Source organism: Flavobacterium sp. HSC-61S13 (genome assembly GCF_024171535.1).
GTDB lineage: Bacteria > Bacteroidota > Bacteroidia > Flavobacteriales > Flavobacteriaceae > Flavobacterium.
The window spans coordinates 20,388-35,183 of the sequence record NZ_JALJZV010000014.1 but is presented as its reverse complement, the minus strand read 5'-3'; the positions used below and the strand labels follow the sequence as shown (position 1 = coordinate 35,183).

At 37.1% G+C, this 14,796-nt stretch carries 16 protein-coding genes; 8 read left to right on the top strand and 8 right to left on the bottom strand.

Annotated features, from left to right (window positions below; genetic code table 11):
* Positions 1-48: 48 nt before the first annotated feature.
* Complete coding sequence (locus tag L1275_RS12775; RefSeq protein WP_253473928.1) at positions 49-945, top strand: AraC family transcriptional regulator; 897 nt, start codon at positions 49-51, stop codon at positions 943-945.
* A 94-nt stretch (positions 946-1,039) separates the two neighbouring features.
* On the opposite strand, the gene L1275_RS12770 is transcribed toward L1275_RS12775, so the two are convergent.
* Entirely contained in the window at positions 1,040-1,414 is a 375-nt protein-coding gene (locus L1275_RS12770) for a helix-turn-helix domain-containing protein (protein ID WP_253473925.1), read from the bottom strand.
* Between the two features lie 94 nt (positions 1,415-1,508).
* Between L1275_RS12770 and L1275_RS12765 the strand changes: the two genes are divergently transcribed.
* From L1275_RS12765 to L1275_RS12750, 4 genes are all read left to right on the top strand, one after another.
* A complete protein-coding gene (locus L1275_RS12765) occupies positions 1,509-2,690 on the top strand; it encodes an MFS transporter (RefSeq protein ID WP_253473922.1) in 1,182 nt (393 codons plus the stop codon).
* A gap of 271 nt (positions 2,691-2,961) precedes the next feature.
* The gene (locus tag L1275_RS12760) at positions 2,962-4,305 is read left to right on the top strand and encodes a cytochrome ubiquinol oxidase subunit I (protein ID WP_253473919.1); all 1,344 of its coding nucleotides are present in this window, start codon (positions 2,962-2,964) and stop codon (positions 4,303-4,305) included.
* Positions 4,302-5,321, top strand: coding sequence for a cytochrome d ubiquinol oxidase subunit II (locus L1275_RS12755; protein ID WP_253473916.1), 1,020 nt, complete (start codon positions 4,302-4,304; stop codon positions 5,319-5,321). The genes L1275_RS12760 and L1275_RS12755 overlap by 4 nt, the downstream gene beginning before the upstream one ends.
* A gap of 227 nt (positions 5,322-5,548) precedes the next feature.
* Positions 5,549-6,727, top strand: a complete 1,179-nt coding sequence (locus L1275_RS12750) for a serine hydrolase (RefSeq protein ID WP_253473913.1) — start codon at positions 5,549-5,551, stop codon at positions 6,725-6,727.
* 75 nt (positions 6,728-6,802) lie between these two features.
* Here the strand turns inward: L1275_RS12750 and ygiD are convergent, their stop codons facing one another.
* The gene (gene ygiD, locus L1275_RS12745) at positions 6,803-7,660 is read right to left on the bottom strand and encodes a 4,5-DOPA dioxygenase extradiol (RefSeq protein WP_371923478.1); all 858 of its coding nucleotides are present in this window, start codon (positions 7,658-7,660) and stop codon (positions 6,803-6,805) included.
* A 119-nt stretch (positions 7,661-7,779) separates the two neighbouring features.
* A complete protein-coding gene (locus tag L1275_RS12740; RefSeq protein WP_253473910.1) occupies positions 7,780-8,631 on the bottom strand; it encodes a S1 RNA-binding domain-containing protein in 852 nt (283 codons plus the stop codon).
* A 158-nt stretch (positions 8,632-8,789) separates the two neighbouring features.
* On the opposite strand from L1275_RS12740, the gene L1275_RS12735 reads away from it, so the two are divergent.
* On the top strand, positions 8,790-9,128 hold the full coding sequence (locus tag L1275_RS12735; protein WP_253473907.1) for a hypothetical protein: 339 nt from the start codon (positions 8,790-8,792) through the stop codon (positions 9,126-9,128).
* A gap of 58 nt (positions 9,129-9,186) precedes the next feature.
* Here the strand turns inward: L1275_RS12735 and L1275_RS12730 are convergent, their stop codons facing one another.
* Entirely contained in the window at positions 9,187-9,639 is a 453-nt protein-coding gene (locus L1275_RS12730) for a DNA polymerase III (protein ID WP_253473904.1), read from the bottom strand.
* Here L1275_RS12730 and L1275_RS12725 point away from each other — a divergent pair.
* Positions 9,638-9,841 (top strand): hypothetical protein, encoded by a 204-nt coding sequence (locus L1275_RS12725; RefSeq protein ID WP_253473901.1) that lies wholly within the window; start codon positions 9,638-9,640, stop codon positions 9,839-9,841. The two genes, L1275_RS12730 and L1275_RS12725, sit on opposite strands and share 2 nt — an antisense overlap.
* Here L1275_RS12725 and dnaX read toward each other — a convergent pair.
* Positions 9,834-10,919 carry a DNA polymerase III subunit gamma/tau gene (gene dnaX, locus L1275_RS12720; protein WP_253473898.1) on the bottom strand — a complete coding sequence of 362 codons (1,086 nt, stop codon included), beginning with the start codon at positions 10,917-10,919 and terminating at the stop codon, positions 9,834-9,836. The two genes, L1275_RS12725 and dnaX, sit on opposite strands and share 8 nt — an antisense overlap.
* A 67-nt stretch (positions 10,920-10,986) precedes the next feature.
* Complete coding sequence (locus tag L1275_RS12715) at positions 10,987-11,694, bottom strand: DUF4294 domain-containing protein (protein ID WP_253473896.1); 708 nt, start codon at positions 11,692-11,694, stop codon at positions 10,987-10,989.
* Positions 11,695-11,774: 80 nt separating this feature from the next.
* On the opposite strand from L1275_RS12715, the gene L1275_RS12710 reads away from it, so the two are divergent.
* A complete protein-coding gene (locus L1275_RS12710) occupies positions 11,775-12,863 on the top strand; it encodes a M42 family metallopeptidase (protein ID WP_253473893.1) in 1,089 nt (362 codons plus the stop codon).
* 108 nt (positions 12,864-12,971) lie between these two features.
* On the opposite strand, the gene L1275_RS12705 is transcribed toward L1275_RS12710, so the two are convergent.
* The gene (locus L1275_RS12705) at positions 12,972-14,183 is read right to left on the bottom strand and encodes an FAD-binding oxidoreductase (RefSeq protein WP_253473890.1); all 1,212 of its coding nucleotides are present in this window, start codon (positions 14,181-14,183) and stop codon (positions 12,972-12,974) included.
* Between the two features lie 97 nt (positions 14,184-14,280).
* Positions 14,281-14,640 carry a DUF4180 domain-containing protein gene (locus L1275_RS12700; protein ID WP_253473887.1) on the bottom strand — a complete coding sequence of 120 codons (360 nt, stop codon included), beginning with the start codon at positions 14,638-14,640 and terminating at the stop codon, positions 14,281-14,283.
* Positions 14,641-14,796 lie beyond the last annotated feature (156 nt).

Here is a 14,796-nt window from a genome sequence, read left to right as displayed (position 1 = left end):
AAAACAACGCACTTATGCTTAAATTTGTAAGATCAAATGATTGAGTATATGAGCGAAATTATAAAAATTGAAACGATAGATCAGTACAACAAGTTACGCGGCATTAAAACCTTGCATCCGTTGATCTCCGTAATGGACTTATCGCAGTTAGCTGCCATGCCCTCTCATACATTTAATTTTGGTTTTTACGCTATTTATCTCAAAGAGCTGATATGCGGTGAAATCAAATACGGCCGCAATAAATATGACTTTCAAGAGGGAACACTCGTATTTACCGCTCCAGGTCAAATTGTTAGTGTGCAACCCAACTTGCAAATCCCCGAAGCCAAGGGCTGGGCTTTACTTTTTCACCCCGATTTAATCAAGGGAACTTCCTTGGGCAAACACATTCAAGACTACTCTTTCTTTTCCTATGATGTACACGAGGCCCTTCACTTATCGGATAGCGAAAAACAACTGCTTACCGATAGTATCCTAAAAATTCATCAAGAGATGCAACAATCCATTGATAAGCACAGTAAAACCTTGATGGTATCTAACTTGGAGTTATTTCTAAACTACTGCACCCGCTTTTACGATCGTCAATTTATTACTAGAGATCACGATCACAAAGGGATTATAGAAAAATTCGAGCAAATTCTCCATACATATTTCTCCACAGATAAACCCCAAAATATCGGTTTACCTACTGTTGCTTACTGTGCTGAGGCCTTAAATTTATCGGCAAACTATTTTGGGGATTTAATCAAAAAAGAAAGCGCTATCACTGCTCAGGAATACATTCACACGATTATAATGGATGTCGCTAAAGAACGACTCTTTAATATGGATTACTCCATTAGCGAAATCGCTTATAAGCTGGGATTTAAATATCCTCAGCACTTTAGTCGTTTGTTTAAGCAAAAGGTTGGTCTTTCACCGAATGAATACAGGCGTATCAATTAAAACACCATTTTCGACGCAATGCTGAGTTAAAAAAGGGATATTCTTTTGTTTTTTACTTTGTTTTTTATTCCCTGTAAATCTTGATACTTCACTATTATAAAGCCGGTTGCTGACGCACTAAGGAACGATGTTCTGCTCCCCAAACATCAAGCATATCCCATATCGGTATCAGTTTAGTGGTGATCTCTGTTAATTCATAATCTACACGGGGCGGTACTTCAGCATACACTGTACGTTTTACCAGTAGATCTTTTTCCAATTCTCGCAATTGCAAAGTCAACATCCGCTCAGTGATCTGCGGTATGCATTTTTTCAGTTCTCCAAAACGCAGTTTACCCGTTTTGAGTTCACACAAAATCATCATTTTCCATCGCCCCCCTATTTTACAGATGGAGTAAATGGAATCGCAATAATTTACAATTGCCTCTTCATTAAACTTATTGGTCGAATTTTCTTTTCTTATTGCCATTACTTACAAAAATGTTAGTACCATACATTGGGTTGTATACCATACAAAAATAAGTCATTTCAAATAATTTTGTGCTTTTAAAAATATATTTGACATGAAAAAATATGCATACATTGGTTGTCTCGGATTTATCGGAGTAATTACCACCGAATTTGGCGTTATTGGAATATTACCGCAGATCGCTACTCATTACAGCATCAGCATTGATGTCGCGGGTTATTTGCTCAGTGCTTTCGCGCTGATAATTGCCTTAACAGGTCCAGTAATGACCCTACTGATGTCGCGCTTCGACAAAAGAACCATGATGTTATTAGCCATTTCTATCTTTGTTATTACTGGTGTGATTTCGTCCCTATCTCCACCTTTCTGGTTGTTGATGTTGGTACGAATACTTCCCGCTTTTCTACAACCCGTTTATATTGCCACTGCTCTATCAGTAGCTGTAGCTCAAGCTGATAAAAGTCGGGAAAATGAATTAATGGGTATTGTTTTTAGCGGAGTCGCCATAGCAATGGTAACCACCGTTCCTCTGGCTACTTTTTTAGCGACGCTTTGGACTTGGGAAGTATCGTTTATGATTCAGACCGCAGTGAGTATACTGGCTTGGCTAGGTATCTATTTTGTACTCCCTCCCATGCCGGTTACGCAGAGAAAATCTTATGGCAGTCAATTGATCCTTTTAAAAAAACCTTTATTCCTCCTCAGTACTGCTATGAATTTCTTTATGGTAACGGCTTGGTTCTCGACTTATAGCTATTTCGCAGAATATTTAACCAAAGCTAAAAACATGGATAATACCATGATGAGTTTGATGCTTTTATTATTTGGCGTTGTAGGGGTATTATCGATGCGTGTAGCGGGTAAAATGCTCAATAGAAGTGTTCCGAGAACCACGGCTTTTTATCTTTCAGGTACCATTCTCGTTCCGATATTACTATATATCGCTGGTACTAATTTTTGGGCTACGCTGGCAGTGATTATCATTTGGGGATTTCTTTATGCTCCCTGTTTCTTGAATGCTTCTTCCTATATGATATCGGTTTCGTCGGGTAATTTGGAATTCGCCAATAGCCTAGCAACCTCATTTGGCAATCTTGGAGTATTTCTCGGTACCACCTTGGGAGGCTGGATGATCGTTTATAAGGGCGTTCAATACACACCGTTAATCAGCATACTATTTGGTACACTCGCTTTAACCATGATGGGTGTTCGGCAGCTATTAGAAAACAGAAAAACAGCTGTTGCAAACAGTACTGATGACAAGATATGTTGTTAAAATCCTAATCGCTTTGTGAATATACTTTAAAAAAAATTCAAAACCGAATGCGCATAGCTGAGAATCTGTATAAGATCCCAAAGAAGGTTTATGGCTTACTTTGGGATTTTTTTATCTCGTCCCATCAGCGGACATAAAAGCCAAGTAAAAATGTCTGAATTGCACAATAATAGGACTCTTTATTATAAGTGTAAACCGTTTTAAACAACTACCTTTAATAAGATTTTTGAATCAATCGAAAACGGAATTCCTTGCTCTAAATTTCTTTATTATGGATGACTTTCTTGCTGCCAGATCGCAAATGGCACTCTCCCTAGGTTTTCATATCATCTTTGCTTGTGTCGGCATGGTTATGCCTTTTTTCATGGCAATCTCTCATTACAAATACTTAAAAACAGACGACCCCTTATATAAGGGAATTACCCAAGCATGGAGTAAAGGCGTAGCTATATTATTCGCTACGGGTGCCGTTTCTGGCACCATGCTATCTTTTGAATTGGGTCTGCTCTGGCCAAGCTTTATGGAGCATGCAGGGCCTATATTTGGCATGCCATTTTCTCTGGAGGGTACAGCCTTTTTTATAGAAGCTATTGCCTTGGGTTTTTATCTCTATGGGTGGGATCGTTTTAACAAATGGTTTCACTGGGCTACGGGTTTAGTTGTTGGAATAAGTGGACTGGCTTCTGGTATTTTAGTTGTAGCCGCTAATGCATGGATGAATAGCCCCAGTGGATTTGATTATCACAACGGTGTGTTTTCCAATATTGACCCGGTCAAAGCGATGTTTAATGATGCTTGGTTTTCTCAGGCATTACACATGACCATTGCGGCCTTTGTTGCTACGGGTTTTGCTGTAGCTGGAGTACATGCGTGGATGATCCTAAAAGCTAAAAATATTCGCTTTCATCAGGAGTGTTTTAAAATAGCGGCGATAACTGCTTGTATATTTGCATTACTTCAACCGCTCAGTGGTGATATCTCTGCTAAAAGTGTAGCAAAGCGACAACCGGCAAAACTAGCTGCTATGGAAGCTCATTTTAAGACGGATGGAAGTGCTCCTTTTATCATAGGTGGTATTCCAAACGAACAGACGCAACAAGTGGATTATGCCCTTAAAATCCCCGGAGGCTTGAGTTTTTTAGTTCATGGAAATTTCAGTGAACCCGTAATCGGTCTAGACCAATTTCCAAAGGAGAATCATCCTCCCGTTGCCATTACTCATTATGCATTTCAATTGATGATCGCTTTGGGTATGTTTTTAGTTCTCGTGGCCTTGTTGTATTTTCTTTCGCTCACTTATAAAAAGAATTGGAAAGAAAAACCTTGGTTATACAAGTTGTTTGTCGTCAGTCTTCCCTTTGGGTATATTGCCTTAGAGGCTGGTTGGACCGTAACAGAAGTAGGTCGCCAGCCGTGGATTATTTACAATATCATGCGTACTAAAGACGCCTTGACACCAATGCCCGGTATTCATTATTCCTTTATTCTGTTTAGTGCCGTGTTTGTCTCACTAGCTGTAATTGTTATTTTTCTATTACATCGTCAAATTAAAATGGTAGGTATTCTTTACGACTGTACGGATCCTCAATTTCAATCTAAAAAAGCGATATTATGATGTTGTATGTAGTTATACTCTTTTTATGGGCGTCTATATGCCTGTATCTCCTATTGGGTGGAGCGGATTTTGGTGCCGGTATCTTAGAATTATTTTCTAATAAAAAAAGAGAAAAAGAAGTCAGTTCCACTATGTATCGAGCCATAGGACCGATATGGGAAGCCAATCATATGTGGTTAATCATCGCTATAGTTATCTTATTTGTTGGTTTTCCCAAAATATATACTACCCTATCTGTTTACTTACACATACCATTAGTACTGATGTTATTGGGGATTATTGCGCGCGGTACTGCATTCTCTTTTAGGCATTATGACGCCATCGATGATCAATGGCAAAAAATCTATTCTAAAATCTATGTCATCAGCAGTTTATTAACACCTTTTTTTCTAGGTATGATTGCTGCTGCAACGGTATCGAGAACAATGGATACCGAGGCACCTGATTTCCTACAAGCTTATTTATGGAGCTGGCTCAATCCCTTTGGGCTTAGTGTAGGTATTTTTACTGTCTGTATTTGTAGTTATTTAGCGGCAATATTTATAGTAGGAAAGTCGAAAAATGACAGTGAGCAACGTTATTTTATCAAAAAATCCAAACGGGCTATGATCGCTATAGTAACTAGTGGCTTGATTGTTTTTATCACAGCCCACCTATCGGCTATTCCGTTGTTAAACTGGGTATTACAAACCTTTATAGGAAGAATTTCTTTATCCTTAGCCAGTATCTCTTTGATCTTTACCTTTTTTGCTTTTAAATATAAAAAAGTCATTACTTTAAGAATATTAGCTGGTTTTCAGATCATCATGATACTCGTAGCGGCCACACATAATCACTATCCGGAAATTATTTTATTTAAAAACGGATCCTCGCTTTCGTTAGTAGATGATATGGGATCCGAGAAAACCATAGATACGTTGGCTTGGGCTCTATTGATAGGGAGTGTATTTATTTTGCCGTCGTTGTTTTATTTGATTTACTCTTTTGGAGGCTCATCAAAGAAAAATGCGGAATAGTTAAATTTATTTTTTTATTTCTCAATTACATAAATAAAATAAGGTTCCTTAATATATTTTACATTACTGATTATGAATGGATTATTCATTAATTTTCAAGCATAAAACTTATAAATTCCTATTAAAAAACATTTTATACCGCATTTTAGATTAATAAATTTTAATTTTTTTTTTTGATTTCTCAATTCATTAATTTGTCTATATTTGTTTTTTAGACCTAGTAAATAATGAAATACATATATAGTAGCTTATTAGCTGCAACCCTAATCTTAGCATCTTGTAATAAAAACAAGGATTTAGCTGAGCGGATTCCGGCTGATTCGGAACTCCACATTACCGAAAACCCTTATGAGGTTCAGTTTAATGAATTGGATCCAGAATACATCTTAAAACAAAACCATATAGTAGAAGAATTTTATCATAAAAACATCAACAAAAACGATTATTCAGGTGGTTTCTTAGTCGCTAAAAACGGAAAAATTCTCTTTGAAGAATATTCGGGTTACTCCAACCGTGCTAAAAATGAAATGATTGGTCAAAACACGCCTATGCATGTAGCTTCCGTGGGTAAAGTGGTCACTTCTATAGCTACTTTACGTTTGGTTAATGACGGCTTATTGGACTTAGATCAAAGTGTAGTTAGCGTATTGCCTTCATTTCCTTATCCACAGACTACGATTCGCATGTTGCTGAACCATAGAAGTGGGTTAAAATATTACGGATATTTTACCGCAGAAAAAAACATTTGGAACACTACACAAACCATTACGAATCAAGATGTTTTAGATATTATTAGTAGTGGAAAAGTAGCTTTGGATTTCAAACCCAATAGCAAATTCACCTATTCCAATACCAATTACGTATTGTTAGCGTTAATCGTTGAGAAAATCAGTGGTAAACCGTATAAGAAGGCACTTAAAGATTTGATTTTAGATCCTTTGGAAATGACCCATACCTTTGTGTTTGATGATATCAACAAAAAAGATGAGGTCTGCCAATCTTATGATGGTAACTACCGATTGATGCGCTTTGATTACCTCGACGGTACCTATGGTGATAAAAACATATACACTACACCGAGAGACCTTTTAAAACTCGATAAGGCTATGTATTCCGATGTGTTTTTGAATAAAGATCTAAAAGATCAAATGTACAAGGGTTATAGTTACGAAAGAAAGGGAAAAAACAACTACGGATTGGGTATGCGTTTAATCGAAATGAACAACGGTAAAAACTACACCTTCCACAACGGTTGGTGGCGCGGTAATACTTCTTCTTATATTCGCTTACAACAAGATACCGTATCGATTATTTTGTTGTCAAACAAATACTCCAAGCTGACGTATAAAACCATTGATTTGGCGCACCACTTTGGTGACTATTCCGTCGGAAACTTAGAAAATTAAAAAACAAAAAACGCCTTTACTAGTAAAGGCGTTTTTTGTTTTTATAGGGTCGTTTCCTATATTATTAAATAGAAATCATCCGATTTTCAGCGAAGTCATACTTAAAGATCCCGCTACATACTTATCATTAAAGATTTCCACTTCTTCATTGGCCAACTGTAAGGCAAGTACATAAATCAACGGAAAATAATGATCTGGCGTTGGAATAGCAAGCTGTACTGCAGCTCCTAACTGTTGGTAATTGATTAAATCATTGTGGGATTTTGAAAGTATCTTTGCCTTAAACAATTCATTGCTTTCTTTTGCCCAATCAAAGCCATAGTTATCGCTATTGAGATGGCGCCAATCCATGATTCTTAAATTGTGAACCATATTACCACTTCCGATAATCAATACACCCCGCCGTCTTAACTCCATCAATTCTCCTGCGAGTTTATAATGATATGCTGCGGGTTTTCCATAATCAATACTCAATTGTATTATGGGAATATCAGCTTCTGGATAAATATGTTTAACAACACTCCATGCCCCGTGATCCAAACCCCAATCATGGTCCAATTCAATAGCGGTGCCCTTAATAATTTTTTGAGTCTCTATGGCTAATTCTGGGCTTCCGAGAGCTGGATACTGTACTTCATATAAAGCTTCCGGAAAACCGCCGAAATCGTGAATCGTCTTTGGTGCAGTCATGGCTGTAACCTTAGTAGTACCTCTGGTTAACCAATGAGCAGATACAACCAAAACCGCTTCAGGCTTATCTAAGATGCGCCCTAACCTATTCCAATAAGCTGTAAACTCATTGTCTTCTATCGCATTCATAGGTGATCCATGTCCGATAAATAAAACGGGGAATCGCTTATCTCGTATAGGGAAATGCAACATTTCATCTATAGACGGATGCGTTGACGGATGCTGTGAAAAGTTTGCTTTCATAATCTGAAAAATATATCATAACGAACTTATTTAAGACATACCAACTCAAATAAATTTTACTACAAGTTACAAAAAAAACTCCCAAAATGGGAGTTTTCATATAATAAGCTTTTATTGCTTTATTCGAACGAAACGTCTTCTTCCTCGATGAGGTAAATCCCGTCTTCTTTAATCTCTATCTTTTTTTCTTTGTAAAGTGTACCAATAGCCTTCTTAAAAGTCTTTTTACTCATGTTTAAGACTGTTTTAATATCTTCTGGATGACTGGAGTCGCTAAGTCCCAAAAAGCCACTATTGGCTCGCAATTCTTCCAAAATCATATCCGCACTACTAACCACTCCATCAAAACCGAGTTTGGTACGAGATACATCAATTTTTCCATCCGGACGAACATTTTTAATATATCCAATGATTCGATCTCCGGTTCTTAAATCTTCAAACAATTCGTTTTTATAGATCAGACCTTTAAACTTTTCATTGATAATCACATTAATTCCCAAATCGGTGATATGCGAAACGATCAAATCTACCTCTTCTCCTGTTTCAAGAGTCACTTCCTCCAAATCCAAAAACTGATTTAAGCGACTGGATCCAACCAAACGATTTGTTTTTTCATCCAAATACATATAGATGATATAGCGATTACCGTCTTGCATAGGACGCGCTTGTTCTTTAAAAGGAACAAACAAATCCTTTTCCAATCCGATATCCATATATGCTCCGAACTCATTCATATAGTTTACTTTCAATAAAGCAAACTCATTGAGGTATATAAAAGGTTCTAAAGTCGTAGCAACGGGTCTTTCTTCGTGATCTAAATAAACAAAAACAACGACTTCATCGTCTATTTCATATTCATCAGGCACGTATTTATTCGGCAATAATATATCATTCTCTCCATCGGTCAAAAACAAACCTACTTTAGTCGTTCTTGCGATTCTTAAAGTATTATCTACACCAATATTTATCATAACTGTCGTTCTTTATAATGCAAAGGTACAAAGTAAAATCTTTACTCCACTCATAATAGTTTTACGAATAGATAAAATCATTTAACGCTCACTTAACAGGCATATACTGCTATTTTTTTGTAGATTTACTAAGAACCCCATTAAAAAAACAAATTATTATGGAAAAGATGTTTCACTATGCTTCGGCCAGTATCGCGATAGAAGAATTAAAAAAGAAAGGTTTTGATATTGATTATAATATTGAAGAAGACCTAATTATACAGAATCCCGACAACTTCCAAATTGTTCATCTTTATCGTTATGAGGGTTTCAGTAATCCAGACGATGAATCAACCGTATATGGAATCCAAACCAAAGACAACACGAAAAAGGGAATTTTTGTTGCAGGTCAATTGGGCAATGATGAAGATAATGCCGCCAAAGTCTTGTTGGACTTATCCATACGCGACAACCAAGCTGCGAATCAAAATCGCCGAGAAGGTTTTGAAAAACAATAAAAATTTAAGCTAAAAATTAGGTTTAAACATTAAAAACGGGAGTATACTTCCGCAAGATTTACATTTTAGTAATATCGAGTTCAAACGTGCGAACCAACATTTCCAAAGCGGGATTGATTTGGTTCAAATGTTTGTACTTGTCTTCAGGAGTAAATGCGCGTTTTATGGTAATCTGCTCATTAACAAAAATATGGATCTCCAAATCATAGTTATTTAATCTCTTTCTCAAAAAATTAACCAACTCGTATTTATTTTCATCAAAACTTAGCTTGGAACCCTCATTCGGCAATTCAATATGAACCAGTACGCCTTCTAATTTGGGCTGACACATTCCCATCAAAGAACACATCAACATTAAACCAGACTGACTTAAGCGATTGGAATAATAATTCCAGTGCTCCATCATCTCATCCATCGTAAACGGGTCTTTAGGTAAATCTTCTAGGTTGATGACTTTCTTCTGCAACGAAGCTGCCAATTCTTTTTTAGAACGAATACTCGACAAGGACATGGCCGATACCTTTTTAGTCAGTACTGGGGCTTTTACTTCCTCAACTACGGCTTGGACTTCGATTGATTTTTCGTCCACTGCTACAACTGGTTCAACAACCTCTGGACTTTTTTCAGAGCTTGATGTTGTTGTAGGAGCTGTCACAGGAGAATCAACAGAAATTCCTTTAGCGCCTTTTAAAAAATGTGGTGGAATTATGTAGTACTTACTTTTTTTTTTTCGCCTTCAAAGGTGATAGATGCCAATTGCATCAGACACAACTCAACTAATAATCGTTGATTTTGGCTGGTTTTGTATTTAAGATCACAATTGTTGGCAATTTCAATTCCCTGAAGCAAAAAAGCCATAGATGTTTTCTGTGACTGTTCTCCAAACAATTGTTTTCCATGTTCTCCGATTTCTAGTAAACTCAAAGTAGCCGGAGTTTTACAAACCATCAAATCTCTAAAATGTGAAGCCATACCTGCAACAAAATGATGTCCATCAAAACCCTTTGCGAGTATATCGTCAAAAGCTAATAATAAATTGGGTATATCATTTTGTAAAATCATATCGGTGATTCGAATATAATATTCAAAATCCAAAACATTTAAGTTTTCCGCAACGGCTTGACGCGTCAAATGGTTTCCACAATACGATACTACTCTATCAAAAATAGACAAAGCATCACGCATCGCACCATCTGCCTTTTGAGCTATGATGTGTAAAGCATCGTCTTCGAAAGTAATGTTTTGGCTGGTTGCTACCTCTGCCAAATGATTTTTAGCATCCGATATGGTAATTCTCTTAAAGTCAAAAATCTGACAACGCGATAGAATCGTAGGAATAATTTTGTGCTTTTCCGTAGTTGCCAAAATAAAAATAGCATGACGTGGTGGCTCCTCTAGGGTTTTTAAAAAAGCATTAAAAGCCGCCGAAGAAAGCATGTGAACCTCATCGATGATATACACTTTGTATTTACCGGTTTGTGGCGGTATACGCACTTGGTCGATCAAATTTCGAATATCGTCTACAGAGTTATTTGAAGCGGCATCCAATTCAAATACATTAAATGCAAAATCCTCTTCCGGATCATCATAACCCTCTTGATTGATATTTCTGGCGAGTATACGCGCACAAGTAGTTTTACCGACTCCACGTGGCCCTGTAAAAAGCAAGGCTTGTGCCAAGTGATTATTTTCTATGGCATTAACCAAAGTATTCGTAATAGCTTGTTGCCCCACAACATCTTTAAAGGTTTGAGGTCTGTATTTACGAGCTGATACGATGAATTGTTCCATAGAAATAATATTAAGGCAAATATAATCTATTTTTTACGAAGAATAAAACCTCTTCGATTTAAAAAAGCTATTCTTTCAACTCCGCAGGATAAGCGTCTGAGTTTCCGATTTCAGCCTCCCATTTTTTTTTTAGTGCGTTAAAATCTATCGGTGGCGTTGCCTGTTGATAAGATAATCGGTAATTGTAAAAGAGGTAATTCAATTGGGTTTCTATGTAAAAATCTTCCAAGTCCGTATCGGGATGGTATTCTGACTTTAGGTTTAAATCAAATAAACGAGCAGTATTATTCGACCAAAATGCCGACCATCCGCTTTTAAACTCCTTGATCAAACTAAAGGTGGTATTCCCCGTTTGTCGATGAATGAGTTTGATTAAAATCCGACCGTCTTTTCGAGATAATTTTTTTAAACGCTCTTTAAATTCGGTCTCCAAATATTTTTGAGATCGGCTGATATACTGGTTTTTTTGTCTACGCGTTTGCATCTTTTCTAAATTGGCATTTAGAATCGTCAAATTTTCCGCCGTTGCTTTGGCATAGGGATATACACGTAGAATTCTATTTCGCAAAATACTCATTTCGCGCAAATACTTTTCCTCCTTTTCATTGACTCCAATGAAGATTTCGGGCATGGTATAAAATTCGGCAATAGAATCCTGTTCACTCTGGATCGCGACAGGTGGATCGGGTATCTGAGGAACGGGTTTGAGCTCCACTTGTGCCTGTACACCAAGTGCAAAGGAAAGGGAAATCAAAAGATAAAGCGCTTTTTCCATGGGTGTTAATTATCTCCAAAAATATACAATTATTTCGATTTGTATCCGCTGTATTAAGTATTTTAGCAAAAAAAATTAAGATGAGTCATCAAAGCATATTAAATGAGAAATCGCTCGAATTTCTTGAGCAATATTTGAATAATGCATCCCCTACAGGCTATGAGAGTTCGGGTCAGAAACTATGGATGGATTATTTAAAACCCTATGTTGATACCTTTATAACAGACACCTATGGAAATGCCGTTGGTGTAATCAATCCAGAGGCTTCCTATAAAGTAGTTATCGAAGGACATGCTGACGAGATTTCGTGGTATGTCAATTATATTTCAGAAGACGGTTTTATCTATGTCATTCGCAACGGCGGTAGTGACCATCAAATTGCACCGTCAAAACGGGTAAACATTCATACTAAAAACGGTATTGTTGCTGGAGTTTTTGGATGGCCTGCCATTCACACCCGCAATAGAGCAAAAGAGGAAACACCAACAACAGACAATATCTTTATCGATTGTGGTTGTGATACCAAAGCAGAAGTGGAAGCCTTAGGTGTACATGTAGGTTGTGTAATCACCTACCCCGACACCTTCAGCATATTAAATGAGAATAAATTTATCTGTAGAGCTTTGGACAATCGCGTAGGAGGTTTTATGATAGCAGAAGTTGCGCGTTTATTAAAGGAAAACGCTAAGACACTTCCCTTCGGATTGTATATAACCAATGCGGTACAAGAAGAAGTAGGATTAAGAGGCGCAGAAATGATTACGCAAACAATCAAACCCAATGTTGCCATAGTCACTGACGTATGCCACGATTCGACAACTCCGATGATCGACAAAAAGATTGAAGGAGAGATCAAAATCGGACGCGGCCCCGTAATTACTTATGCTCCTCCAGTACAAAACAACTTAAGAGATTTAATCATCCAAACAGCGGAAGCAGAAAACATTCCCTTTCAACGTTTGGCATCGTCGAGAGTGACCGGAACCGATACAGATGCTTTTGCTTATAGTAACGGCGGTGTAGCTACGGCCTTGATATCATTACCTTTACGCTATATGCATACCACGGTAGAAATGATTCACAAAAATGATGTCGAAAATGTGATACAACTGATTTATCACAGCGTTTTGACAATCGCAAATGGTGAAGATTTTTCTTATTACAAATAACCCAATTACTCCAACAAAAAAAGCTCCTTAGTAAATAGACTTAGGAGCTTTTAATGATTTTGTTTTCTAGTTCATTGCAATTTTATATACTAAATATACAACTATTTTTTACATTAACCTAGATAATTCAAATAAATTTATCCTTTTATCCTCTTTTTCTTCAATACAATTCACTAACATTTGTGCGGCTATCATACTGAACGTTATCCCGTTACCCCCATACCCCAAAGCAAATAACATTCGATCATTTTTAGGATAAGGTCCGATCAAAGGCAAACCGTCCTTGGTACTGCTAAAAGTACCACACCACGTCATATCTGCTACAAAATCTATCTCGGGAAAGAGCTTGTTAAACTGTTTGATTAATTGATCCTTTTTACTTCTGATTAATTTATCTCTTTTTATAGGATCTTTAAAAGGAACATCTTCCCCACCGATGATGATTCTGTTGTCCTTGGTAGTCCTCATATAGAAATATGGATTTGCCGTATTCCAGATCAGACAACGTTCTTGCCAGAGTTTAGTCTCTTCAACCGGTTGTGAAATAACTGCATAAGTGGATTCGAGTTTCATCAGTGGCTTGGGTAGAAAACGGCCCGCTTCGAAACCCGCCGCTATAATGACATATTTACACCTTATAAAATGTCCCTCACTACTAATTAAATCATAACCGCTTTCCCGCTTCTTAAAATCTATAATCTCAGTATGCGTGTACAATTCGAGTTGTTTCTTTTTTCTTCTATACTCCAACAGTTGTGTTGCCGCTTTATATGAATCCATTTGCGCAGAAGTATCGTTGTAAAGAGCACCTCGGCCATCGATATTAAACTCTTTCTTCAGTTCCTTCTTATCGACAAAACGGACGGGTAAACCGTATTTTTCACGAGCGGTAAATTCTTCTTTTATCAATTGAAAACCCTTTCTACTATCGGCTAAAAATAAAGTCGGAACCCTCTTAAAATCAGGGTTTATACCAACCTTTTCAAATGTTTGCTCCAAATCTGTGATCGACTGCAAACTAGCTTTATAAGCAGCAACCGCTTTTTCTTGACCAATGTCCTTGATCAATTGGCTGAGCGGAACATCAATCTCATATTGCAACTGAGCGGTACTCGCTATAGTACTACCCGTAGAAGCTGTCCGGCGATCAAATACCGTACACGATATACCGCGATCACACAATTCATTAGCAACTAAAGCTCCAGTTATACCAGAACCTATGATGGCTATTTCAACTTGTATGTCGCGCTTTAACGGATTGAAATAATCGTACAAAGCATTTTTTGCTATCCAAAAGGGCAAACCCGAATGTAAATCCATAAGCGGTTATTAATGGGTTAGTAATAAGGTTAAATACCCGAGCTATTAATAATAAATATACACCAAAAAAAAGATACAGCTCCCCTTTTCATCACAACTAATTTGATAAGGCTTCCAAAGCAGCCTCCACCGTTGGCAAGAAGTTAATCTGCCTTCCTCTATTGCTTTCCCTAATAAAATCAATCAGGCTCTGTTTTTCGAACATCGCAGGCTGACCAACAAAAACCAATCTAAGCCGAAAATTGGAACTTGTTTGCAATACAGCTCCAGCAATTCCATTGCTTAAATCAAAAAAATCAACTCCGATATTTTTAAGGTGCAGAATTATTTTATCGAAATCTTGATAATACAAATCAGCCAATAACGCATTACCCTCAGCGCTAGTATCGATTAAAATTTCATTGGAGATTAATTCGGCTATATTGGTCCCTTTTACGCTATGAACTTTAATTTCCATCTTCTAGAATTAGTAACTATTTAAAAATTAATTCGTCAAAAAAAAGGCTTGGGCAGTACCAAACAGAATTTGCGAATTCACCTTTCAATAATACAAAAAAGTATGGTTTCTCTAAGAAATAATCAAACGAATCGATCTTGATAATGTATCAATATT